This window comes from Methanococcus voltae, from assembly GCF_024807655.1.
Lineage (GTDB): Archaea > AGJL01 > Methanococci > Methanococcales > Methanococcaceae > Methanococcus > Methanococcus voltae_D.
In genome coordinates this window covers 21,390-43,164 of the sequence record NZ_JANUCR010000006.1, presented here as the reverse complement: position 1 = coordinate 43,164, position 21,775 = coordinate 21,390, and the positions used below count along the sequence as shown (strand labels likewise).

The following is a 21,775-nucleotide window of genomic DNA, read 5'->3' as shown; positions in this document are numbered from 1 at the left end:
AATATGTATATATATCTATATATATGGATTTTGAAATAAACCTAATAAAAAGAGTTAAATATTACAAATTAGAGTCCTTAAAACATATATATTTGTATAATTATTTAAAAAATCGAAAAAAAAGTTAAAAATTAAAATTAATAATGACTTCTATAAAATAGACTTTCTCATTTTTTTATATTAATATTAGTGGAATGACTACCTGAAACTATTCCTGAATTATTTATGATAGTATTTTTAGAATTATCGACTATATTTTTATTATCCTCAAGATTAGAATTTAAATTTTTTAAATCAAGATTTTCAATGGCTAAATATTTTTCTAAAAGTTCAGTACCCAAATCTGTTAAAGAATAATAGACCTTGGATAATTTATTAGATTTTGTTTTCTCTTCAATACGCTTTTTTACAACTCCTTCGTCGCACATTTCTCTTAATAACTTATTTAACGAACCTGCATCAACATTTAATTCATTTTTTAGCTGTCCAAAATAAAGTTCATTATTATTCAATGTTTTTAAAATTCTATCCACGTGTCTTTTTTTTATCAAATCTACAATCATAATATCCCTTTGCTATATGGCATAATATATGAATATGTGATATATTAACTATTATAGGGTTATTTTTATATATGGGCATATTATCCAAAAACTTTATATACTTGTTAAATTATACATCTATATAGGGACTTAAACCTATATTGGAATATATAATATAATAGTAGGGGTGGCTTATGGCAAATACTGCTAAACTCGATACTGGCGTATACTGGGGCATTATTTCCCCACACGGTAATTCAGCGAGATTTTCATTACCTAAAGGGGAATTGGGTAAAGAAGCCGTATTAATAATATTACCCGACAATGAAAGTATCAAAGAAAAAATAATATCTGTTTTGGTAGAAGAAGAGGAGGAATAATGATATTATTAAAAGAGAGGTTGGTAAAACCTTACGGTTCTGGGGCTAAACTCAATATATCTAAAAGATATTTGGGCAAACTTGCTTTAATTATATTAGTTGAAGATGAAGAAGAGATTGAAGAGTTTTTAAAGCAATACAATAAACATTTTAAAATTTAAAATTAAAAAAATAAAAGAGTGGGAATATGGCAAGATTTAAAGTGAGTAGGGGCACTAAATCACATTTTTTTAAATCCAAAAGGAGTTTAAAACAATGGAAATGTATTCTATCTGAAATAGAAGATGCAGTTGTATCGAGAATGGATTTAAAAGATGTTAAAAATTATGTTATAAGAGACAACGAAAATAGGGCGGATGAAGAAATATCCAAGTATAACATAAAAAGAGCAAATCAAATTGAAAAATCTTTTACGTACTGGTTATACTTTACAGGAAACAATAGAAGCTTAAAAAGACAATTATCAATCTTGGAAAAACTGAAAAATACATTATTTAAGTATATGTATTTGGAAGTGGAAAAATGATTTATAAAACCATATTACCTGATGGAACTTATCGAATTGAAGGTTTTATGTTTGATTGCGGAATCGTTGCAAACGTTGAAGCTACAATTGAAGACGAAGAAATTACAAAAATGGACGTTTTAGACATTGTAGGATGGGATGAGTGGGACGAACCAAGAAATATAAGAGCTATTGACTTAGAAGGGTATGACCTTCTTGAATTATAAAATGGGTGGGAATATGAATGGAGAAGATTATGGGAAATATAAAGAATATCAGGACGCAATCTCTGATAAAAAGATAATGAACAATGATGATTTATGTAATGTAGTTCAAAACGGATTTGCATTAATTGCTTTGGAAGTATCTAAATTAACAAAAGCCGTTGAAGAAAGTAATCAAAATACCGATAGTATATCATATGAACTTTATCAAATTCGTCAAAAATTTATAGAAAAAGAAAGGAAAGAGCGAGAAAATGATTATTAAAGAAATAGAATTTAAATCAACTCCTGAAAACTATGAAAAAGAGAAATCAGGTATTAAAAATAATACTGTTAGGGAGTTCATTGCAGGTATGGGAGATGAATATAAGTTAGATGTCTTACTTGGATTTATGAACGGAGATTATTACGATGATAAGTTAAAAATTAAGATAATTAACAAAGAAACTGGTGAGAGCTTTAAAAGGTATGTTACAGATGTAACTGCTTTTAAAACTTCTAAAAATGACTGGTTGTATATTATTAGTTGGAAATAACTTTTTAAGGTGGGGGAACTATGGAAGCTGTTGAATACTACATAATGCAGGGAGAAAATGGAGAAGAATACGATTCACATAAAGCACATTGGGAATCGGTTAATCATGAAAATAAAGAGTTTAACAAATTATTTAGTGAACATAAAGAATCAATAGAGCAGTTCTATAAAACACAGTATGGTAAGAAAGTTTTATTGAAAAAAGTTAAAAAAGAAGAGTTTAACGCTTTTAGCTTTAGAAAAGATAAGTTTGTTATTGATAATGCGATTGAAGGTATAAAAACTTTAATCGGGCGAGTAAATGATTCCGTTTTATTTGTAGATATATTTACAAATGAAGCTAAGGTCTATATGTCTTGTCCAGAGGTTCAATTCTGTCAAACGATTCCTTTTGAAACCTTGAAAGGTTTCCACTTTTGTTGTAAACGGTTAAATGAAGAGTTTGATGCTGAAATAATGTTTAAAGAATAATTTAATTTTACTTTTTACTTGGGAGATAGTTATGAAAAACGTAAAAAGACTAATTACATTTAATAGTGATGAACGTTTCAACGCTGAAGAATACGTTGAAAAATACAAATATGAACGTGAACTTGACGGTATTGCTAAAAGTACACTTCAAATCGATGTAACTAAACTAAAAGTATTTCTTACTTATTGTAACTCGATTATTAAAAGAAGACCTGAAAATCTAACAAAATTAGATTTTGGAAAGTTCTTTATGTACTTAGCAAATGAAAGAAGAATTGCTAAAAATACAGAAATAAGGTATTATAACCTTTTAGTGATGTTCTACAAGGTTATGAACTATGATAACTTTGAAGAATTTGAAACAGAGTGTAAAGAACGTAAACGGTTTAAAAAATTTGATAAAAAGCATTATGATTATGTAACTACACAAGATATGGACTTAATATTCCAAAAACTCTATAATAAAAATAATTACACCCAAGATAGAGATGCAGTTCTTCTAAGAACTTTATGGGATACTGGTTGCAGAGTTTCAGAAATTTTAAATTCTAAATTAAAAGATTACGATGGTAAAAATGGAGTAATTGTAATAACTAAATCCAAGAACTACACCGAAAGAAGGGTAATATTAGCAAATGATACCAAAGAAGCTTTAAACTATATTATTACAAAGAATAGAAATAAAAATGATAATGATTACTTATTTCAGAAGCTTAACGGTGAGCAAATAAATAGAAATGCAATATATCGAGTTTTTAACGCTTGTGTGAAAGAATTAAAAGCAGAAGGTAAACTTGCTAAAAATAGGAGAATTGTTTTACATTCCATAAGACACGGTTGTTGTGTAAATCTACTAACGAAAGGGGTTAATTTAGATGAAGTAAGTAGATATATGGGACATAATAGGGTAGAAACTACAATGATTTATGCACACAATCGAGAAAGGACAAATGAAAGTTTAAATAATATAAAAAATATCTTATAGGGGTAATATGGGTAAAAAAGAAAGAAAAATTGAATTAAGCAATACAGTTAATGTATTCTTCAGGTCTGTATTTGATATAGCATCTAAAAATATAGATGAAGATAAGTTTATAGAGCTTAGAGCGTTTAATAGCAATGGTAAACCAGTTCAAAAATATTTTAAATATCCTAATGAATTACCAAAGTTTTTAGCGGAAAGTATCACACTTAATAATCTAATGAGTGTTTATTATGGTATTGGATTAAGAAAAGAACATAAAGGTACTAAGGACGCTACATTTGATAATATATCCATAATCCCTATAGATATTGATGTACTTAAAGACGTTTTAGGCTATGGAGACCTTAAAAAAGATGAAAAGTTTTTAGAAAAAGATATTACTAAGATAACTGACTTGGAAGCTCACAAGTTAGTTGAAGATTATTATAAAAGTTTAAATTTACCCCTGAAGCCAACATTTAGTTTTTTTACAGGTCATGGAATACAATTATATTATTTATTAGATTATCCAATAGGAGAAAAAGGATTATTAGAGTTTAAAAAACTCATTGAATTTGACAATAAAAATAATAAAGTTGTAAATGGAGATTCTAACATTTATGATTTAGCAAGAGTTTTAAGAATCCCATTCAGCGATAATAAAAAGTATATTTCTAAAAAAGGAAGAGTTTTAGAGATAAACGACGTTAAATATGATTATAATGCTGTTATTAATCAGTTTAAGAATTATACAAATTATAAAGATGAAGTTTTAAAAGAAGACTATGAAGAAAGGGATTTTAAATCTATCGAGGAAATAAACTGGGATTATGTACCACCTTGTGTTAAAAAAGCTTTGGAACTTAGAAAAAAAGGAGAAGCTAATCGAGATATACAATTATTTTTAAGAGCTTTCTTTATGAAGGTCTTCAATCAAGACGAGGGAGAAGATGTTTCAAAGACTTTAAGCATATTTAAAGAGTACTCAAATAACTTTAATGAAGAATTGACCTTAAGAAGCTTAGAAGAGTGGTTCAATAGTAGACGAGCTCCAACAAATTGTATGAATTGTCCAATACAAGAATGTAGTTCTTGCTGGTTAGCAAATAAGAAAAAAGGTAATCCTCTTAAAGCATATTATATTAAAAAAATAAATGCTGAAGAAAAGAGTGTTGAAGAGTTAGAAGCTTTAATGTTGGGAAACGTTGGTAAGTTAGAAATGGAATGCTTCAGAGGAATTTACAATATTAATAAAGAAACTGAACGAAGAACCAATAGCGATGGTGAAGAAATAGTAAGAACAAGGTCATTAGCTTACTTTACAAAACCCAAATTAGTTAATAAACACTTCTTTGACTTGCACGATGTACTGAAGGGGAAAGAGTTGGAAATAAATAAGGAATTTATAGACATTTTTGACGATTACGCATTTTATGATTTTGTTGAAGTTGCAAAAAGTGGAAATGGTGGACATCAAAAATATCTTTATGAATACGATTTAATTTACAAATGGATTCTCAAAAAGTTTGAGGTTGACGAATGCAAGAAAGTAACTAAAGCATGGGGATATTATAATAAAGATACAATAATACTGCCACCAGAATGGGAACTACCACGTAAAACAGCTATGTTGCATTACAAAAGGGACTTTATTAAGCTATTTAATGAAAAATATGAAGAAGACGATATTAAAAAGATTGTAAAACATTTGAAACTTTACTTACAAGATGATGTTTCAAAATGGATTCTTGAATATACAATGGCTTCAGTATTTAGGTATTATTTTTTATCAAATAGAAAAATAGATATGTTCCCCAATTTAATTGTGACAGGTCTCCACGCACAGGGTAAATCTGCAAGAGTTAGATTATTATTTAGTAAATTATTATTAAATTCAGAATATCAGTATGGTGAAGCAGTTACACAAGGGACAGGTATAAGATTAGAAGAAGAACAGTGGGTAAATTTACCGATGCTATTTGATGAATTAAAAGAGATTCCCAAGAAACTTGAAGGTATGATTAAAAGAATCGGAACTGGTGCTGAAGATGTTACACAAAGATATAGAAGAGATGGGGAATGGAACGGTTCATCAGTTATAAGACCATTATTGATAACAACTAATGATTTAAATGTTAATGATATGGCTTTAATTTCACGTTGTATTATTGTAGATATCGATGATATCAAAACCGTTAATACAATAGACGAATACAGATGGTTATATGATAAAATCCATCTATTGGGTAGATGGATTTATGATAATTTGAGTATGATTGGCAAGCAAATCGAGAATTTAGAATTTAGCGGAGATAGGGAAAAAGCCAAAGAAAATGTAATTAAAATAGGTAGAGCAATTTTAGGAGCAATATTTTCATACTTTGAAGAATCCTACACACCAAGTTCAGACTATCCAGTTGAAAATTATTCAGCAGTTAATACACCAGATAAAGCTATTAGAAAGTGTATTATTGAAAGTGTTAGAAGAAACATACGATTTAATCAAGATGGTAGAACCTACGACATTTATGATTTATTATATGACGCATCACCAGGTGTTGAAGAAAATTTATACACTATGTTAAGGTCACACGGATTAGATATTAAAATACAAGAGAAAATGGCTTATTTAATAATTACAAAAGACAGTTATGATATTTTAGATATTGAAAAATATAACGTTGCAGAAGTTGGTAAGTTAAAAGCATATTGGGACTATAAAACAGCTTGGATAAAAGGATGCGGAGGAAAAAAGGCAATATGGATGCCATTAAAAGAAGTTGGGCAGGATGAAGATTTTGAAAAAGAAATTAATGTAAAAAGGAACTTGGGTAAAGATGCATCACTTGCTTTTACATTAATAAAAGAAGAAATTGAAAAGAATCACAATGAACCTACTGAAGAATATTTATTAATAACAAAAGTTTGTATTGCATTGGACAGAGATGAGAGAGATGTAAAATCCATATTTAAATTATTAGAAGATAAATGTTATATTCATTATCCAAGAGTTGGAAAAATACAAATATTGTAAAGGTGGTGTATAGCCATCTTTATTTTTTTTAAAAAATAATATATCCATACATCTAAATGTAATATATATTAGGAGATATTTTTTAAAATAATATGACCATAACTTAAAAAATGTAAAAGTTAGGTTAGGTTCCCAGGTTAGGTTTTATTTTTCTTTAAAAAAAAGTTTGATAACCCTGAAAAGTTAGGTTAGGTAGGTTAGGAAATATAAATATATAATATATATTATTATTTTGTTATATTCTCTTCTCAATCGTCTTAAAAACCTAACCTGAAACCTAACCTAAACCTAACTTAGTAAGTTAGGATTTATAAGATTTATAATATTATATAATATATTTGTCATATTAATTATTACATTATTTTTTTTATTCATAATAAGTATTACCTAACCTGTCAAGTTAGGTTTAGGTTAGGTTTTTTGAGACGTTTACATACTCCATTATATAAAAGAAGCATAAAAACCCAGTAATACTACTTTTTCCTAACCCTAACCTGAAAATTTTATACATACAAACATTTTGCAGATACAAAATTTACAATTTTGAAGTAAATTCTCCAGCCAATATTACATTATAATGTTTTTCTTTTAAGACATAAAAGTGAGAACTTCGTCTTAATCCCGTTGCACTGTCGTGAACTTTTCCGAAAACGAAAATTGTAAAATGCCTTTTAAATCCAATAATAACCTTAATAAATGCTTGATTCTTATAAGAAAAACGGAATAGTTGCAAAAATTATCCCGTTAATTTCTTAAAAATCGTAAAAATTTAAACTTCGTAAAATACTTTAAAACAGAATATACGCGGAGACCGCGATTTGAACGCGGGTTGAGCAGAGCTCAACGGGATTAGCAGAATATTAAAAAACGAGGAAATCGTAATATATACCCACATTTATATGTATTATTACTTCTCCCAAAGAAGTTTCTATATTGTATGAAGGACACACCTTGTGATTACAGATATATATGACATATCTATATTTTAAATGTCAATATTGTCCTTTTGTATACGATATATCATATATAATATTTTGGTGATATTGTGAAATTAAAAATATGTCCACGATGTGAAGAAGTTTTTTTAGATTATGGTCAGAGGGATTATTACGCAGCAGGTAAATTTCCCGTAATATATGATTCAGGATGTGGAACTTTGTTAAATGACGCAATTATGAACAATGCTCAATGTAGTTCATTAAACACTGTAAAAAGCAAAGCTGGTAAGATTTCTAAGAAATACAATTTATCAGAAAATAAGAAAAAACTATTTTTTAACGAAATAAAGAAAGTTAAACAAAGACATCCTCAATACCTTGATTATAAAGTTATAGAAATTGCAATTAATAAAGTTGCAGAGGGTTGTTATGATTACGGAACAAGTATCAAAGAATAGGGAATTAAATGAAGAATTAGCAACCAAAGTACTATTTTTAAAAGAATTTATTATTTCTACAAAATTATCCAATAACTTAAAATTAAAATCTTATTCTGAAGTTATTGCAATTATTGCAAATATATTTTTTGAACTGAAGGAAGATATTCCTAAAACTGACAATAACTTAAAATTAATGTCTTATTTTGAAAAATATTATTCATCATGGTCTAAAAATATGAATGATTACTTTATTTTAATTGAATATCAAATTGGTGCATCTTCGTTTGTTGAAATTGTACCCCATATTGAAAAAAGTAAAAGAATCACCGAACTACAAACAAGATCACAAAAGAAAATTCATATATCTTGTGAATACACTGTACCAAATCCTAAATTATTAATTATGTTTTCAGAGTTGCTATATAATACGGCAAAAGAAATCGGACTTATAAAGATTTCCCGTAAGTTAGTAGTACCAGCTCACTTTGAGGTAGCTCACTTTGAGGTGGAATAATGGCTGATTTAGATATGGTTGCAAACAACACTATTTTTTTAATACTTCAATATTCGAGGGGTAATGATATTGAATTAAATATTAAAGCTCTCGAATTGGCAATTACAAGTTTATTATATATTGTTCAAGAAAAAAAGAAGAGATTAAAAACAGAATACTCTGAATATTATATGCGATTAATGAATACGTCTGATGAACTTTACCAATTACATAATAAAATTGATAAAATAAATTTATCTACTAATTTTGATTTATATCATCGCTATCGTTCGGGTCAGGAAGTTCTTGGAACTGAAGATTATAAACTTTATAAATCAAAAATTAATAAATTAAATAAAATTAATAATCGATTATATTATTTATTATTAAATATTGCTGATGAAGTTGCTTTTGAAAAACAATCATTTTTGGATGAACATTAAATTTATTTTTTCTTTTTTAAAAAAAACAAATCATCCAAGCAACTTTTTGCAATAATTTTTTTTCGTAATTTCGTAAGTCTATTATATATATGTATACCCCTCCCCCTTCGGGGTATTTCACTTTTGTTCACGATCTTGGAGGTATTTCTTATGAATCTAAAAAGAGCATTCTTTGGAAATGGTCGAGACGTAGCTCGAAAAAATGGTTGGGAATTAACTGAAAAATCATTAGAACGTAGCTATGCAGATGGTGGTAAAGAGTGTTTAATCACTGGACCGCCTGGGACTGGTAAATCAACATTAATGTTAAGATTTGCTATGCAATTATTGGATAACGAATTTGTAATATGGAGAGGTAGGGACACTGAGTCGTATCATTATTTAGATGATTGGGAAGAAAAGGTTTTAATTCATCATCATATTAACGATGAAGTTGATATTTTTAAAATTACAGAGGATTCACGGGTTAAATCAGATTTAAATAAAAAATCATACAAAAATATAAAAGAATTGGTGTCAAATTTTGAAAAAGGCGTTTTAAACGTTGTATATACACCTACAACTTATAAGGTGTCTCCCAAACTAATTGAAACTATTGAATCAACCAATACCCTTACATTTTCCGATAAAGAAAAAAATACTAAAAATAATAACTTGTTTTGGTTTGAATTCTTTGATTATTATCTTACTTTGGATTATGCAAAATGGACGAGCATATTTATAGATGAAGCGGACGATTTATTCCCTGCTACATTTAAAGGTATTGCATATAGGATATTAGAGCGATTTACCACGAATTTTAAAGACTATAGGAAATCTTGGATATCTCTTTATTGTGGAGTTCACAACTCTTTTGACTTAGATTATCATATTGTAGGTAAATTTCAATATTATATTTATTTAAAAGCTGCTTCTGTTCCTAATTCCCGTGACATAGATAAATCAGTTGTTAAAAGACTAAGAAAAGGGGAATATCTTATTGAAAATGGTAATTTTGGATTTCAAAGCTTTAAAAAATTAAAAGTAAGGGATTATTTGATACGTGCAAGTATAAGAACTATTAAACATCCTGAAGAAGAACAAGAAGAATCTAAAATACCCATTTCTTCAAATCATGGCTTTAAAGACAAAGTTATTGCAAAATACTATCAAGATAAAGATAGTACTCAATGTTTAGCCTATTTACAGCAAATATATGCCAATAACGAAATAACAAAACGTTATTACTATAAATTAATACGGGAATTCTTTGAATTTTTAAAAAAGGAGTATGATATAGATACTTCATTAAAAGAACTTCATACTTGTTATGAAAATAAATTAATTACTACAAAATATATGTTAAATTTAAAAACTAAAATACTTGTAAATTAGTTCACAAATGTTCAAAAAAGTACGCATTAAACAGTATTTTATATTACAACAAGAATACTTCTTATTATATAATAATATAAAATAATTATTAATTACTAAAAAAATTAAAGGGGTAAAAAAATGTTAGGTAAGCTTCAAAAATTAGAAGAAGAAGGAAATATAAATTATAAACAAATTGCAGAATATGCAAAACTTATCGCAACTTCTAAATGTGATGGTTGGGTTCAAACACAAGTTAATGCGATTGCAGGCGTTATTATAATGCTTTTCATAGTAATTGGTATATTGGGACAAATTTCACCTATTATGATGCAAATGATAAACAGTACTTCACCACTCTATGGTGCAGCAACAATGTTAACCAGTTTAACCGGTAGTACATTTAACTTACTTGTAATTATTCCAATGGTATTGGGTGCAGGTATTTTGCTTCAATCTCTCGGTTTCTTCGGCGGTGGAAGACAACAAGGCGGTGGAATGTAAAAAATCATATTTTAAAAATATACCCTCTCAATTCTTTTTTTATCTATTTTTTCACAAAATTAATCAATTAATCTTATAGGTGGTTTGATGGATTTTATAACTGCTGAATTTTTAACAATTATTATTTTATTAATTATATCTTATTTTAACTTAGATTTTGCAAAATATCAGATATTAGCTTTGTTTACATCTTGCAGTAGTTTAATACTAAGTTATATGTTAATGTCTTCTAATTTGTGGTATGTTGATACGATTGCTATAATTTTGGGCTTTTTATCATTAATTGCTGTAATATGTAATTTCTTAATGCTTTTAGAAGATATTAAAATGGACAGACTTAAAAAGAGGTGAGTATAGTGCAATACAATGAAGAATTATCGCCTGAAGAATTACAAAGGCTAATAATTATGAAATATCAAAATCGTGAAGAAAATGACGAAGACGAAGAATATTATGAAGAAGAACCTAATGAAGATGAAAATCGACATGAATACTATGATGACTTTTTTGAAGGCAATGAACAACCAATTCAACAAACACCAATTTCTCAAAATGTAAAAAACGATGTTTTAGATATAATTTCACGAAGTACGTCAGAAGAGGATTTGCTTTTGAGTGTAGGTGCAACATTAGGTAATATTTCAGAATGGGAAAAAGAGATTATCATTGCTGAAACTAAATTAAAAAGGTATATTCATAAAAATGTAGGTTTACCATCTTGTGCAATTAGTTCAAAATCTGTATTATATGAATCTGAACGAGAAAATTACTTAAGAATACATTTAAGCGATTCAATCGGTGCAAAATTACAAAATAACGTATTTAGGAATTATAACATTGCTAAATATGAAGTAGATGATGAAGAACCTACACCAAACAGGTCATTTATTAATAGAATATTCAAAAAATAAAGGTGATTAAATGGATTTAGTATCATTGGGATTGTATGGTGGGATAACTTGTATAACATTATATTTTGCTTGGTTTTGGTTAAAATATAGGTCTTTTGTGCCTGCTCAACTAAAAACAATCGTTTCAGCTTTTACAAAGCGTATGAGAAACCCAAATATAGTTATTGTAGAACATATTAGTGAAGATATGATATGTTTAGGTAATAGAGATACTGCAGGCGTTGAAGTAATGATTGCAGGAAAAAGAACACATATTTTAAACTCAAATTTAAAATGGTACAGACGATTTGGGATGCCCTGTGTAAAAATAACACTAAATTCAGGTATTGCAAATGACTCCGAAACCTCGAGACAGTTGAAAATATTAGACGATATGCTTGGAAGGGCTAAATTTAACACATTTATGGGTATGTTAAAAGAATACTTTGAACTATCTTCAAGGGAATACAAAACAGACCCCGAACAAAAAAGAATGGATTACTTATATCAAAAAATAAACGAAGTTAAAAATCGTTATAGTCATTATGTAGATTTTGGAATAGTTGAAAATAGTTCACAGAATGCCTTAGAACCTTTTGTAGCTCAATCACCGATTTTAGAATTTGAAAAGCTTAAAAAACTATGTAATGAATCAGAATTTAATTATTATATTGATATATTTTCAGAATATGCAATATTATTAAATCAACCAAATACTCAAAAAGATAAAATCAAATTAAAATTAAAAGAATTTGTAAATTCTAATGCTTATAATCAGCTAATAGATAGGGCAAATAATAATGAACTTCTTTTTAATAAATTAAATAAAATTAAAAGTAATTTAGATTACAATGAAATTAGAGAATTAAGATTAAATGACTTAAAAAAACAATTACTTTCTTTTAAATCAAGATTTCCAACAATTAACTTTGCTATTTTAGAAAATCAAGTTGCAGGCGATACTGTTTCATTCTGGACTCCTGTGGATTATGGAGCTGTTGAACAATATGCGATGGGCGTAAGCTCACAAGCAATAGATGCAAATGTTGACCACATTGTAAGCTTAAAAACTGCAAATAGTAACCAATTGATAAATGGTACTACATTACAGCTTATTTTAATACTTGCAATTATTGGAATTATTGCAATATCTGTTTTAAGTTCGGGTTCTGACCCGACTGCAATTGCATCACAAGTAATGCAACAGATGAACGGTGTAAATACTCAAAATGTAGCTAATGCAACTCAAACAGTTGTACAAAATGCTACAATTTTAAAGCCTTAGGTGATTAAATGGGACAACCTTTAAAATTACAATTAATAGAACTTGGAATATATGCAAGTTTATTTTTTTCAATTACTATACTTATTACAATGGGCATATTTTGCATATTGGCAGGGATTATGCTAATCACTTACCCCTCCAATATTATAATTGATATTTATGGATATGTGGGCGTACTATTAGGATTATTGGGACTATTTTCTTCATTTCATTTGATAATAAATTATAAAAAATATAGTACTATGGCATATCAACAATGGGAAAAAATATTACTGGGTGGTTAAATGACTAAAACATTCTTTTTAAACGGAAGGATTGAAGAAGAAATGGTTGATAAATTAATAAAATTCATAGCTGAAAACGATGACGTGGCACAAGAATGCACTTTGTGGCTACATTCACAAGGTGGCGGTATTGCACATAGTATGTCTGTAATTAATTTAATAGAGAGCTCAGGGATTTTTAAAAAAGTAGTATGTTCCGGAGAAGTAGGGAGTGCTGCATTAAATATAATATTATCTTTTCCAAAAGATGCAAGATTTGCATATGATAATACAGTATTCTTTACACACGGCATCTGTTATGAAAACGGTGGAACAGTAGAAGAATATTCAACATTAGCGAAATTTAAGGAATTATATGATAATATTACAAATAAATATCTAAAAAATGAATCTAACGATTTAAAAAAATGGATAGAAGATAATAAAGAATACAATTTAAAATTAAATTATATTTCGTCAAATGAAGCATTAAACATGGGGTTAATAACGAATATAATTGATAATACAATGTAAAGAATTAAAAAAGGTGGGAATGTGGGAAGTATATTTGGAAAATTAAAAAAAATGGTAAGAATTGCAGTTTCAGACGATGATGAAAAGCCTAAAAGAAGAGTTAAAAAAAGTACTAATAAAAAAATTAAAAAGACCACATCTAAAAAAACTAAAACTACTAAAAGAAAAACTACTAAGCGAACTGTAAAGAAAAATAGTTCTAAAAGTAATAAAAAAAGAAATACTAAAAGAAAAACTAAAACTACTAAAAGATAATTGGTGATAGTAATGATGGATAAAGAAGTTCTTGATTTTTTAAACAAAGCCGATGTATTGGATGATATATCTACTCATTTAATGTGGTTAATATTAGTTATTGGATACATAGGGCATATAGGTATTTCAAAAGTATTAATTATTACACCCAATACATTAGCAGTTCCTATACTTTTAGCAATAGGAGTTATTGGTTCATATCATATTTTAATTAAAGAACATAAAATTCTTAAATATATTAAATCTTTTGACATTTCTTTTATTTTAGAAATTGTATTTTATTCGGCACTTAAAAGTCTTGATTTTGTACTATTTCTTACATTAGTATATATAATAGCATTTAAAATGATTCCATTAAGTGCTGAATTTAACATAGTTACTAATGCGTTATTAATATGCATTGTTTCGTATTATCTCATACATGAACAGTTAAAAGAGCATAAAAAGTCGCTATATACTAAATATAAGGTGTAAATATGATTAATTTCATTTTATACATTTTATTATTTTTTAATATTATTTTAATGTCATATTGTGATTTAAAAAATAATTATGTATATATTATTCAATTGTTAATTAATTTTTTATTATCTATTGCAATATCTTGGAATTCTAATTTTATAGAATTAGGTTTTATTACTTTTTTACATTCATTGATATTATGCTTTGTTTTATCTCAATTTATGGGAAAAGGCGACTATCTTTATTTTATATCTATTTCTTTTATATTCAACCCATTAGCGTTTTATATAATATTAATTACTTCTTTGGTTTCTACTTTATTTGTATTTCTAATTGAAGAGCGTAAAGGCTTCCCTTTTATCCCTATTGTAAGTATTTACACGATAATGCTATTACCATTATCTGTAATGTGGTGAAAAAATGAGTGACGGAAAATATATAGTTATTGCAAAGGGTTTGATAACCTATGCAGTGATGCTTATAGCGTGGGGCTATATGACTTATATCGTTGGAATGGTCGATAATATCATAACCCCTATGACTGCAAACGTTCCACAGATGATGACTTGGCACGGAACGTATATTATGATGTGGAACGCTTTCCCTATTGAATTAGCTGTTATTATTTTAATTTATATGTATAAAAAAGGAAATTCAAACGAATATGAGAATAATTATCCAAGAGGATGGTAATATGAAACTAAAAAGTTTACTATTTTTAACGATAATTTTATTTTCAATTTCTTTCTGCAACGCAGAACAGTGCTATTATCATTATGATTCGGATAATCAACTTTTAACTTTTAAAATCTCTTCTATTCCTGCAAATAGTAACGTTACTTACTATGTTAGTGAAGATGTAAATTCAGCTAACTATAATAACCCAAATGAGGTTTATGAGTTCTACTGCGATGCAGATACTTATGATGCAAACGATTGGACTTTAGGCTATGATGCAACAACAACTATTGCAAGTGGTAGGGTATATTTACATTCAAATCAAGCAAAGGGTAATATGCACACAAAAACGATGTATACACCTAACACTCGTTTAAAAATGAACGGACAAATTATTTCTGGGACATATTTTGGTTTTATAAATGATTATAGATTAGAAGCTGGCACTATACCTAACTATCAATACATTTACACAGACTGTTATGATTCGAGATTTAGGCAGTTTTACTATGAATCAAGCGCATATACACAATTTATAACGGGGGCGATAGATGAAAATAATGACCGCTTGTTTACAATAGATTGGTATCCTGATAAGATTGTATCTTCAGTGAATAAAATTAGTGTATATAAGGATAAAACAATAGGAAATACTCAATATGTAATATATAGGTTGGATGCTTTTTCTTCAACATCTTTTAAATATATGGCAGTTCAAAAGATTAATCAAAATGTTGAAATTACCAATACTTTAGAAGATGGAAAATTAAGAGTTAATATAACAAATAATAACGATTTTGGATTATCAGATTACCAGATTGATATGTACATACCACATATGTACCCTACATCCAATAACTTTCAAATTACTAATATGCCTTATATTATTGACGAAGGTCTACAAATTCAAAAAGATAAAGAAGTTATTAATTTAGGGGATTCGGTACAATTTTCGGTAAGTTCCAATTATAATATAGACCATTATGAGTGGGATTTTGGAGATGGGACAACTGAATCAACTACTTCAAATATTATATCTCATACTTATGCAAAATCAGGAAATTATATAATTATTTGTAAAGCTATTTTAACAAATGGGGATGTAAAATATAATACTATTGACGTTATAGTAGGGAATGAAATATCAAATGCCGAAATTAATTTTATAGATGAATTAACAGGAAATGCTCCAAGTAATTTATCGATAAACGGTGTTTTATTTACTAACAACAATTATTTAATAAATATATCAAACAATACAAGTTATAATGTAACTTACCCTGAATACACAATAATAACTTTTACATCTTCGGACGGATTAATAAGACAGGTTGAAACTACCAATTTATCAAGTTATGATATATTATTACCGCCCGCAAATACTTATGTTGTGCAATATAATATTATATCATATTCCGATGATAAAATAGAAGTTAAAACAACTGATTTAAAAACAATAAATGTGGGTAATAAAGACGTTGTAGCTCACTTAATGAAAGGTAAAACGTATAATATTTTTGTAAATGGCAATTTATATAAGCAAATAATTGCAAAAGACCCTGATACAATATATATTAATCAAAATGCAAACCAAGAAATTGGAAGTATTTTTGATAATAAATTATCTGAAAGAATTGAATACAATATTCAACCAAACGGGCAGTATGGACAATATTTAGTTGTTTTATCAAACAAAGATAAAGCAATGGGTAAAGTTATTGTAGTTACTGAAAAAAATACTGATACATACATTACATATAACGAAATAAACAGCACTTTTGCATTAACTCAGGGATATAACGAATTAGATGCTTCAATATATCGATGTGAAGAAAATTCTGAAATTTTATATGATATATTTGTAAATCAAAATTATCAAAATTATGATGTAGCAAAATATACTAAATTTCAAATATTAACTAAAAAAATCTATTTTGAATCTTATGAACCGCCTTATTTTACATTTACTTTTTATTTAGTTCTATGCTTTTTGATATCTGCAATATTATTTGTAATTTTATCAGCTTCAAGCGGTAATTTGCATTTATCTTTGTTGGTGTCTTCAGTTATCTTTGCAGTAGTTCAAGATATATTTCATATTGGAACTATTGGTAAAATATCGAGCGGTTTATTTTTATCTATTGCTATATTAGCGTGGGTATGGACAGTTTTTAAAAGGGGTGCAGAAAATGGCTAAAACACAAGTTTGGAACATTATGGTTTTTATTTTATCTTTGAATATTGCTATTGCATTACTCCCTTCAGTATGTGATTACTTCGAAATTCCTATAATTTCCTCAAATATTCCAACTGGAACGGGTGTAATGAGTTTAGGAGCTCTTTCAACCCCGTCTACTATTGGAGATATGGGTTTTGGTAATTGGTTCTTTGGTGCAACCATCTTGTCATCTTTATTCAATATAATATCTGGAAATTATATGGTTTGGAAATCTTTCGGGATACCCTATCCATTTTCCGAATTATTTTCATTAGTTTGTGGAACTGTAACGTGGAGTACGATGTTCTATGTAATCACAGGTAAGGATATTTTTGGGGGGAGATAATGGTAAATACAAGTGTAGTATCATTGGATTTTGAAATATTATCAAATCCAAATATCTTTGAAACTTTAAAATATTTATTAGCTCTTTATCCTGAAACGGTTTCTATTATTCTATTGGGTGCAAATATTGCGATTTATTTATCTTCAAATAAAAATACGATGATTGTATTTGTCTCCGAATTAATTATGATAACTTTTATAAGTTTTTTTATAGGTCTCGACGTAATATTTTCAAAATCAATTTCTACAACGGTTTTCATCGTTAATGGTGTTTTTACACTTATGATGTTAACTGAAACAATTAAAGAGATGCAAAAACCATAATAGGTGATAATATGGGAGGAAGTTTTGGAAGAACAGGTTCTGGGAAATGGGTGCATAGTGATGGGGAAGGAAGTGAACATTTTAATTCAGGTTCTAAAAGTAGTTCAAGCAGTTCTTCAGGTGGTGGCGGTTCTTCAGGTTCAGGTAGTAGTTCTAAATCTAAGAGTCAGGATTTATATTTTAAAAATAATGAAGATGCTAAAAAATATCATAATGGTAATGGTGATTCACTAGGTTATGACCCAAAAGTTAAACCTTCAGAACCTGGGGGGTGGAAAAGTAGTTCAGGCGGTTCTTCAGGCAGTGGTTCAAGTAATAATTCAAACATTGAAAAACCCGATAATTACTACTCAAAAGGTTATGACCAATATATTGGTAAAGATAAGAGTGAATTAAGTCCTTATATTAAAAACAATTGCAATTATATGGCTGACGAATCAGGGCGAGTACTTGGCATATATGATAAAAAAGGTAATAAACTAAGTAATAGAAGTATTGCAACCCAAAACGATAGTTCAACTTATAATACCATAGGTAATGTAAATAATTATTCAAGAAGTGAATTAAATGACGGTAAAGTAACAATTATTGATAGAAACACGGACTCAAGAATAACGCTTAATAAAAATGATGTAGTTGTTAAAGATGGAAATATATTAGTTAGAAAAAGTGCAGTTCAACAAAAAGATCCTGATGAAATTCATTATGGGCGAGTGTATTATAACGATGGGCATGGTAACTATAATGCAAAACCTCCAAATATTACTCGAACCACTCATGAAAGAAATACATATGATATTAATAAAGTTGAAATTCATGCTGGTTCTGATTATGAAGTAGTTTACGATAAAAAAGGGAATTTGATAGGGGTTTATAATAAAGGCAGTATTCAACAATATAAAACTAATGGGGGAACTACTCGGATAATTTTAGATAAAAATGAAGTTTATTTAAAAGAAAATAAAATTAATTTTACGGATATAAATGGAAATGAACAGGTTGTTAATATTACTAAAAATGCAGATAATTCATTTAACATTGGTCAACAAGTTCAAAAGAATGTAATTTCAATAAATGAATTAGGTGCATCTAAAAAGAAATTAGATAATGGTAAAACTGTTTTATACAGTATTAATAACGACGGAGAAATTGATTTTTTAAAAACTGTTGATACAAATAAAATACAAAATGGAAATATAAATATTAATGATTTAAAAGATTTAACTTCAAATGAAAAAGTTATTTTAAAAAATAAAGGGATAACGTATAATATACAAGGTAGCGATACACCAAATTCTTTTAATGTATCTTATAACGTTGCAAAGTATGCTAATCCACCTAAGTTTTTAGAAGAATCCAATAAACCAGAATTTGACACTTTAGATTGGTATAAAGAGAATATTGGTGTCAATTGGGCTGTGAATGAAATATCTAAGTGGGGCGATGAAGCAGGAGCTAAAGCAACAATATATACGGCTCTACCAACGTTTATATACAATGTACCTGTAATTACTCAGGCTACCACAGCCATGGGACATTTTGACAACGATATTACAAAAAATCCATTATATGAGACTGCACCAGTAGTATTTGGAAGAAGGGTAACCAGTAATGTAATGGGTGGTATAGCTGATTTTATTGGAAGTATTGGGGTAACAGGTGGTGTTGAAGCCTGTAAATATGCCACAGGTGATAAAACTTTTGGGAATTTGTCTAATGAATTTGCAAGCTATACCGTTGATGGAATGTATCACGGAACGGTTACGCCGTGGGGTAAAGCTATACAGGGGGACTATACTGCTGAAAACGTTGCAGATATGATGAATTTACCCATTATGCTTCTTGGTGCAAAAGGTGGTGTGGGTAGTATAAAATCGGGATTATCTACGGGTAAATCAATGACTGCCAAAGGAATTAATATAGCAAGGAATCCAAAAGGGGCTATAAATTCTGGAAAAAATATATTAAAAAACGAATATAATGGATTTGTTAATCTAAAAAATACTATAAAAAGTGACTCTTTTAACATTAAAACTAACAATTTTGAAATAACTAAAACTTCCTATCCAAAGATACAAAACTGGGAAGTTAATGTAAATATTGGAAAAGCAGAAGCTTTTTTTGATTTTACAAAAGCAAATTTTGCAACGAATTTAAATTCTAAAATTAGTTTTGGCGATAATTTCTTTTCAGGTCGATACTTAGATAATTCATTATATGGTAAAGTGTATGATACTACTTTTGGAAAAGGTAGCAATTCAAAAAGAACTTCAAAACATAATATGGTTGATGGTGGAACACGTAATATTTTAGAAAAAAATACTAAAAATAGCAAATATAGAAAAGATATGTTAAATAATGATTTTAATACAGCATATAATGAATATTTCAACATATTTGATAATGAAAATAGTTTTAGTGCTACAAGGAATTTATATTATAATAAATATACTAAAAAATGGCATGATGTTAAAAAAATCGATGGTACTGCAGACTATGGAAGAACTAACTTTTTTGAAGAATATGGCGTAGGTTCAAAAGGAACAAGATATAAAAAAGGAATTAACGCAAAAGATTTAAACAATCGAGAATATTCCAACATCTATAATGCAGAATCTGAAATAGTAATGGATTTAAAATCAATTAAGAATATTGAACCGCTTTCTGAAATTAAAAGCTATAATGATAATTTTATATTTGGTGATAAACCGTTTTCTGAAATCAAAATAAATGAAATGCCCGATAATACATTTTTTAAGAGTAATAGTATTATTGAAAAAGAAACGGGCACAGGTCATCGTTCTACATCATTACAAAAGACTAAAAACTTAAAAGAAAATGGTAAATTTAGCAGGTCAACACATGAAATAAATGTAAAAGATAGTGGTTATTTAAAAGAATCTCCATTCGGCGAATTCACCAATGTTATGGAGTTTCAAGAAATAATTGGTTTAAAAGGGAAAGGTCCAAAAGCACCGAGTAAATATAAAACAAATCCCTCCAAAAGCAAAAGAAAAAATTTGAGGGATAAAACAGATTTTTCTATCTTTGATGATATGGAAGCTTCTAAAAAAGGAAATAGTAAAGTAGTTAGTAAAAATAGTAGAAAAACGACTAAAAAAGGAAATAATAGGAATAAATCAAGTACTAAAACTTCAAAGCAAGATGTAACTACGAATAAAGTAGGAGCTAAGAATCAGAACAATAATAAGAATCAGAACAATAATAAGAATCAGAACAATAATAAGAATCAGAACAATAATAAGAATCAGAACAATAATAAGAATCAGAACAAAGTTGGAATATTTACAGAAAATAATTTAAAAACTAATTCAGAAACTGGCACTCTCACAAATAATCCATTTAATCAAGATATTACAAATAATTTAAAAGTAGGGGAAATTCTAGGTACAAAAACCATATCATTGCAAAAAACAAAAAGTAAACAAAAGAGTTTATTATTTTCAGGTTTTGGAGCCACTGGGTTGACAGCACCTTATCCTACAATCCCAGAACCTGAACCGCCTAAACCAATCCCTCCAAAACCTAAACCAAAAAAAGTTAAAAAAGGGAAGAAAGGAAAAGGAAGCGATTCACCAATGCTGAATAACTTATTTAATGGAAATACAAAGAAAAAATCCAAAAAATGGGAGTTTGATTTAAAGGACATATTATAATTAATTAATATTTTTTTA

General features: G+C 28.1%; 28 protein-coding genes. 26 read left to right on the top strand and 2 right to left on the bottom strand.

The genetic code is table 11. From position 1 onward, the window contains the following. Positions 1-167 precede the first annotated feature (167 nt). Positions 168-563, bottom strand: a complete 396-nt coding sequence (locus J3E06_RS07315; protein WP_013179899.1) for a winged helix-turn-helix transcriptional regulator — start codon at positions 561-563, stop codon at positions 168-170. A gap of 173 nt (positions 564-736) precedes the next feature. On the opposite strand from J3E06_RS07315, the gene J3E06_RS07310 reads away from it, so the two are divergent. Genes J3E06_RS07310 through J3E06_RS07270 form a run of 9 tightly spaced genes read left to right on the top strand, consistent with a single transcriptional unit; the run spans position 737 to position 6,655 of the window. Next, positions 737-922 carry a DUF2080 family transposase-associated protein gene (locus J3E06_RS07310; RefSeq protein ID WP_013179898.1) on the top strand — a complete coding sequence of 62 codons (186 nt, stop codon included), beginning with the start codon at positions 737-739 and terminating at the stop codon, positions 920-922. Continuing rightward, positions 922-1,083, top strand: coding sequence for a DUF2080 family transposase-associated protein (locus J3E06_RS07305; protein WP_013179897.1), 162 nt, complete (start codon positions 922-924; stop codon positions 1,081-1,083). Before J3E06_RS07310 ends, J3E06_RS07305 begins: the two co-directional genes overlap by 1 nt. Before the next feature lie 26 nt (positions 1,084-1,109). Beyond that, positions 1,110-1,448 carry a hypothetical protein gene (locus tag J3E06_RS07300; RefSeq protein WP_013179896.1) on the top strand — a complete coding sequence of 113 codons (339 nt, stop codon included), beginning with the start codon at positions 1,110-1,112 and terminating at the stop codon, positions 1,446-1,448. Further along, entirely contained in the window at positions 1,445-1,654 is a 210-nt protein-coding gene (locus J3E06_RS07295; protein ID WP_013179895.1) for a hypothetical protein, read from the top strand. Before J3E06_RS07300 ends, J3E06_RS07295 begins: the two co-directional genes overlap by 4 nt. Before the next feature lie 13 nt (positions 1,655-1,667). After that, the gene (locus J3E06_RS07290; RefSeq protein ID WP_013179894.1) at positions 1,668-1,916 is read left to right on the top strand and encodes a hypothetical protein; all 249 of its coding nucleotides are present in this window, start codon (positions 1,668-1,670) and stop codon (positions 1,914-1,916) included. Next, positions 1,906-2,187, top strand: coding sequence for a hypothetical protein (locus J3E06_RS07285; protein ID WP_013179893.1), 282 nt, complete (start codon positions 1,906-1,908; stop codon positions 2,185-2,187). Before J3E06_RS07290 ends, J3E06_RS07285 begins: the two co-directional genes overlap by 11 nt. 20 nt (positions 2,188-2,207) lie before the next feature. Beyond that, the gene (locus J3E06_RS07280; protein WP_013179892.1) at positions 2,208-2,657 is read left to right on the top strand and encodes a hypothetical protein; all 450 of its coding nucleotides are present in this window, start codon (positions 2,208-2,210) and stop codon (positions 2,655-2,657) included. A gap of 31 nt (positions 2,658-2,688) precedes the next feature. Further along, positions 2,689-3,642 carry a tyrosine-type recombinase/integrase gene (locus J3E06_RS07275; protein ID WP_013179891.1) on the top strand — a complete coding sequence of 318 codons (954 nt, stop codon included), beginning with the start codon at positions 2,689-2,691 and terminating at the stop codon, positions 3,640-3,642. A gap of 7 nt (positions 3,643-3,649) precedes the next feature. Then, entirely contained in the window at positions 3,650-6,655 is a 3,006-nt protein-coding gene (locus J3E06_RS07270) for a hypothetical protein (RefSeq protein WP_013179890.1), read from the top strand. Positions 6,656-7,190: 535 nt separating this feature from the next. Here the strand turns inward: J3E06_RS07270 and J3E06_RS07265 are convergent. Next, entirely contained in the window at positions 7,191-7,388 is a 198-nt protein-coding gene (locus J3E06_RS07265) for a hypothetical protein (RefSeq protein ID WP_157209399.1), read from the bottom strand. Between the two features lie 312 nt (positions 7,389-7,700). Here J3E06_RS07265 and J3E06_RS07260 point away from each other — a divergent pair, with 312 nt between their 5' ends. The 17 genes from J3E06_RS07260 (at position 7,701) to J3E06_RS07180 (ending at position 21,757) form a co-directional block, all read left to right on the top strand. Further along, positions 7,701-8,051 carry a hypothetical protein gene (locus J3E06_RS07260; RefSeq protein WP_013179889.1) on the top strand — a complete coding sequence of 117 codons (351 nt, stop codon included), beginning with the start codon at positions 7,701-7,703 and terminating at the stop codon, positions 8,049-8,051. Further along, a complete protein-coding gene (locus J3E06_RS07255; protein ID WP_013179888.1) occupies positions 8,023-8,547 on the top strand; it encodes a hypothetical protein in 525 nt (174 codons plus the stop codon). Before J3E06_RS07260 ends, J3E06_RS07255 begins: the two co-directional genes overlap by 29 nt. Further along, positions 8,547-8,969, top strand: a complete 423-nt coding sequence (locus tag J3E06_RS07250; RefSeq protein ID WP_013179887.1) for a hypothetical protein — start codon at positions 8,547-8,549, stop codon at positions 8,967-8,969. The genes J3E06_RS07255 and J3E06_RS07250 overlap by 1 nt, the downstream gene beginning before the upstream one ends. 150 nt (positions 8,970-9,119) lie before the next feature. After that, positions 9,120-10,343, top strand: coding sequence for an ATP-binding protein (locus tag J3E06_RS07245; RefSeq protein ID WP_013179886.1), 1,224 nt, complete (start codon positions 9,120-9,122; stop codon positions 10,341-10,343). Between the two features lie 120 nt (positions 10,344-10,463). After that, positions 10,464-10,826 carry a hypothetical protein gene (locus J3E06_RS07240; protein ID WP_013179885.1) on the top strand — a complete coding sequence of 121 codons (363 nt, stop codon included), beginning with the start codon at positions 10,464-10,466 and terminating at the stop codon, positions 10,824-10,826. A gap of 87 nt (positions 10,827-10,913) precedes the next feature. Next, complete coding sequence (locus J3E06_RS07235; RefSeq protein WP_013179884.1) at positions 10,914-11,177, top strand: hypothetical protein; 264 nt, start codon at positions 10,914-10,916, stop codon at positions 11,175-11,177. 5 nt (positions 11,178-11,182) lie between these two features. Continuing rightward, complete coding sequence (locus tag J3E06_RS07230) at positions 11,183-11,737, top strand: hypothetical protein (RefSeq protein WP_013179883.1); 555 nt, start codon at positions 11,183-11,185, stop codon at positions 11,735-11,737. 10 nt (positions 11,738-11,747) lie between these two features. Then, positions 11,748-13,001, top strand: coding sequence for a hypothetical protein (locus J3E06_RS07225; RefSeq protein WP_013179882.1), 1,254 nt, complete (start codon positions 11,748-11,750; stop codon positions 12,999-13,001). A gap of 8 nt (positions 13,002-13,009) precedes the next feature. Further along, complete coding sequence (locus J3E06_RS07220) at positions 13,010-13,285, top strand: hypothetical protein (protein WP_013179881.1); 276 nt, start codon at positions 13,010-13,012, stop codon at positions 13,283-13,285. Continuing rightward, positions 13,286-13,798: an ATP-dependent Clp protease proteolytic subunit gene (locus J3E06_RS07215; RefSeq protein WP_013179880.1), complete on the top strand. Its 513-nt coding sequence runs from the start codon at positions 13,286-13,288 to the stop codon at positions 13,796-13,798. A 21-nt stretch (positions 13,799-13,819) separates the two neighbouring features. Beyond that, positions 13,820-14,053: a hypothetical protein gene (locus tag J3E06_RS07210; RefSeq protein WP_013179879.1), complete on the top strand. Its 234-nt coding sequence runs from the start codon at positions 13,820-13,822 to the stop codon at positions 14,051-14,053. Positions 14,054-14,065: 12 nt separating this feature from the next. Further along, the gene (locus J3E06_RS07205; RefSeq protein WP_013179878.1) at positions 14,066-14,527 is read left to right on the top strand and encodes a hypothetical protein; all 462 of its coding nucleotides are present in this window, start codon (positions 14,066-14,068) and stop codon (positions 14,525-14,527) included. A 408-nt stretch (positions 14,528-14,935) separates the two neighbouring features. Then, positions 14,936-15,208, top strand: a complete 273-nt coding sequence (locus tag J3E06_RS07200; protein ID WP_013179876.1) for a hypothetical protein — start codon at positions 14,936-14,938, stop codon at positions 15,206-15,208. Position 15,209: 1 nt separating this feature from the next. After that, entirely contained in the window at positions 15,210-17,390 is a 2,181-nt protein-coding gene (locus J3E06_RS07195; protein ID WP_013179875.1) for a PKD domain-containing protein, read from the top strand. After that, a complete protein-coding gene (locus J3E06_RS07190) occupies positions 17,383-17,757 on the top strand; it encodes a hypothetical protein (RefSeq protein ID WP_013179874.1) in 375 nt (124 codons plus the stop codon). Before J3E06_RS07195 ends, J3E06_RS07190 begins: the two co-directional genes overlap by 8 nt. Beyond that, complete coding sequence (locus tag J3E06_RS07185; protein WP_013179873.1) at positions 17,757-18,080, top strand: hypothetical protein; 324 nt, start codon at positions 17,757-17,759, stop codon at positions 18,078-18,080. The genes J3E06_RS07190 and J3E06_RS07185 overlap by 1 nt, the downstream gene beginning before the upstream one ends. Before the next feature lie 11 nt (positions 18,081-18,091). Beyond that, a complete protein-coding gene (locus J3E06_RS07180) occupies positions 18,092-21,757 on the top strand; it encodes a hypothetical protein (protein ID WP_259164884.1) in 3,666 nt (1,221 codons plus the stop codon). Positions 21,758-21,775 lie beyond the last annotated feature (18 nt).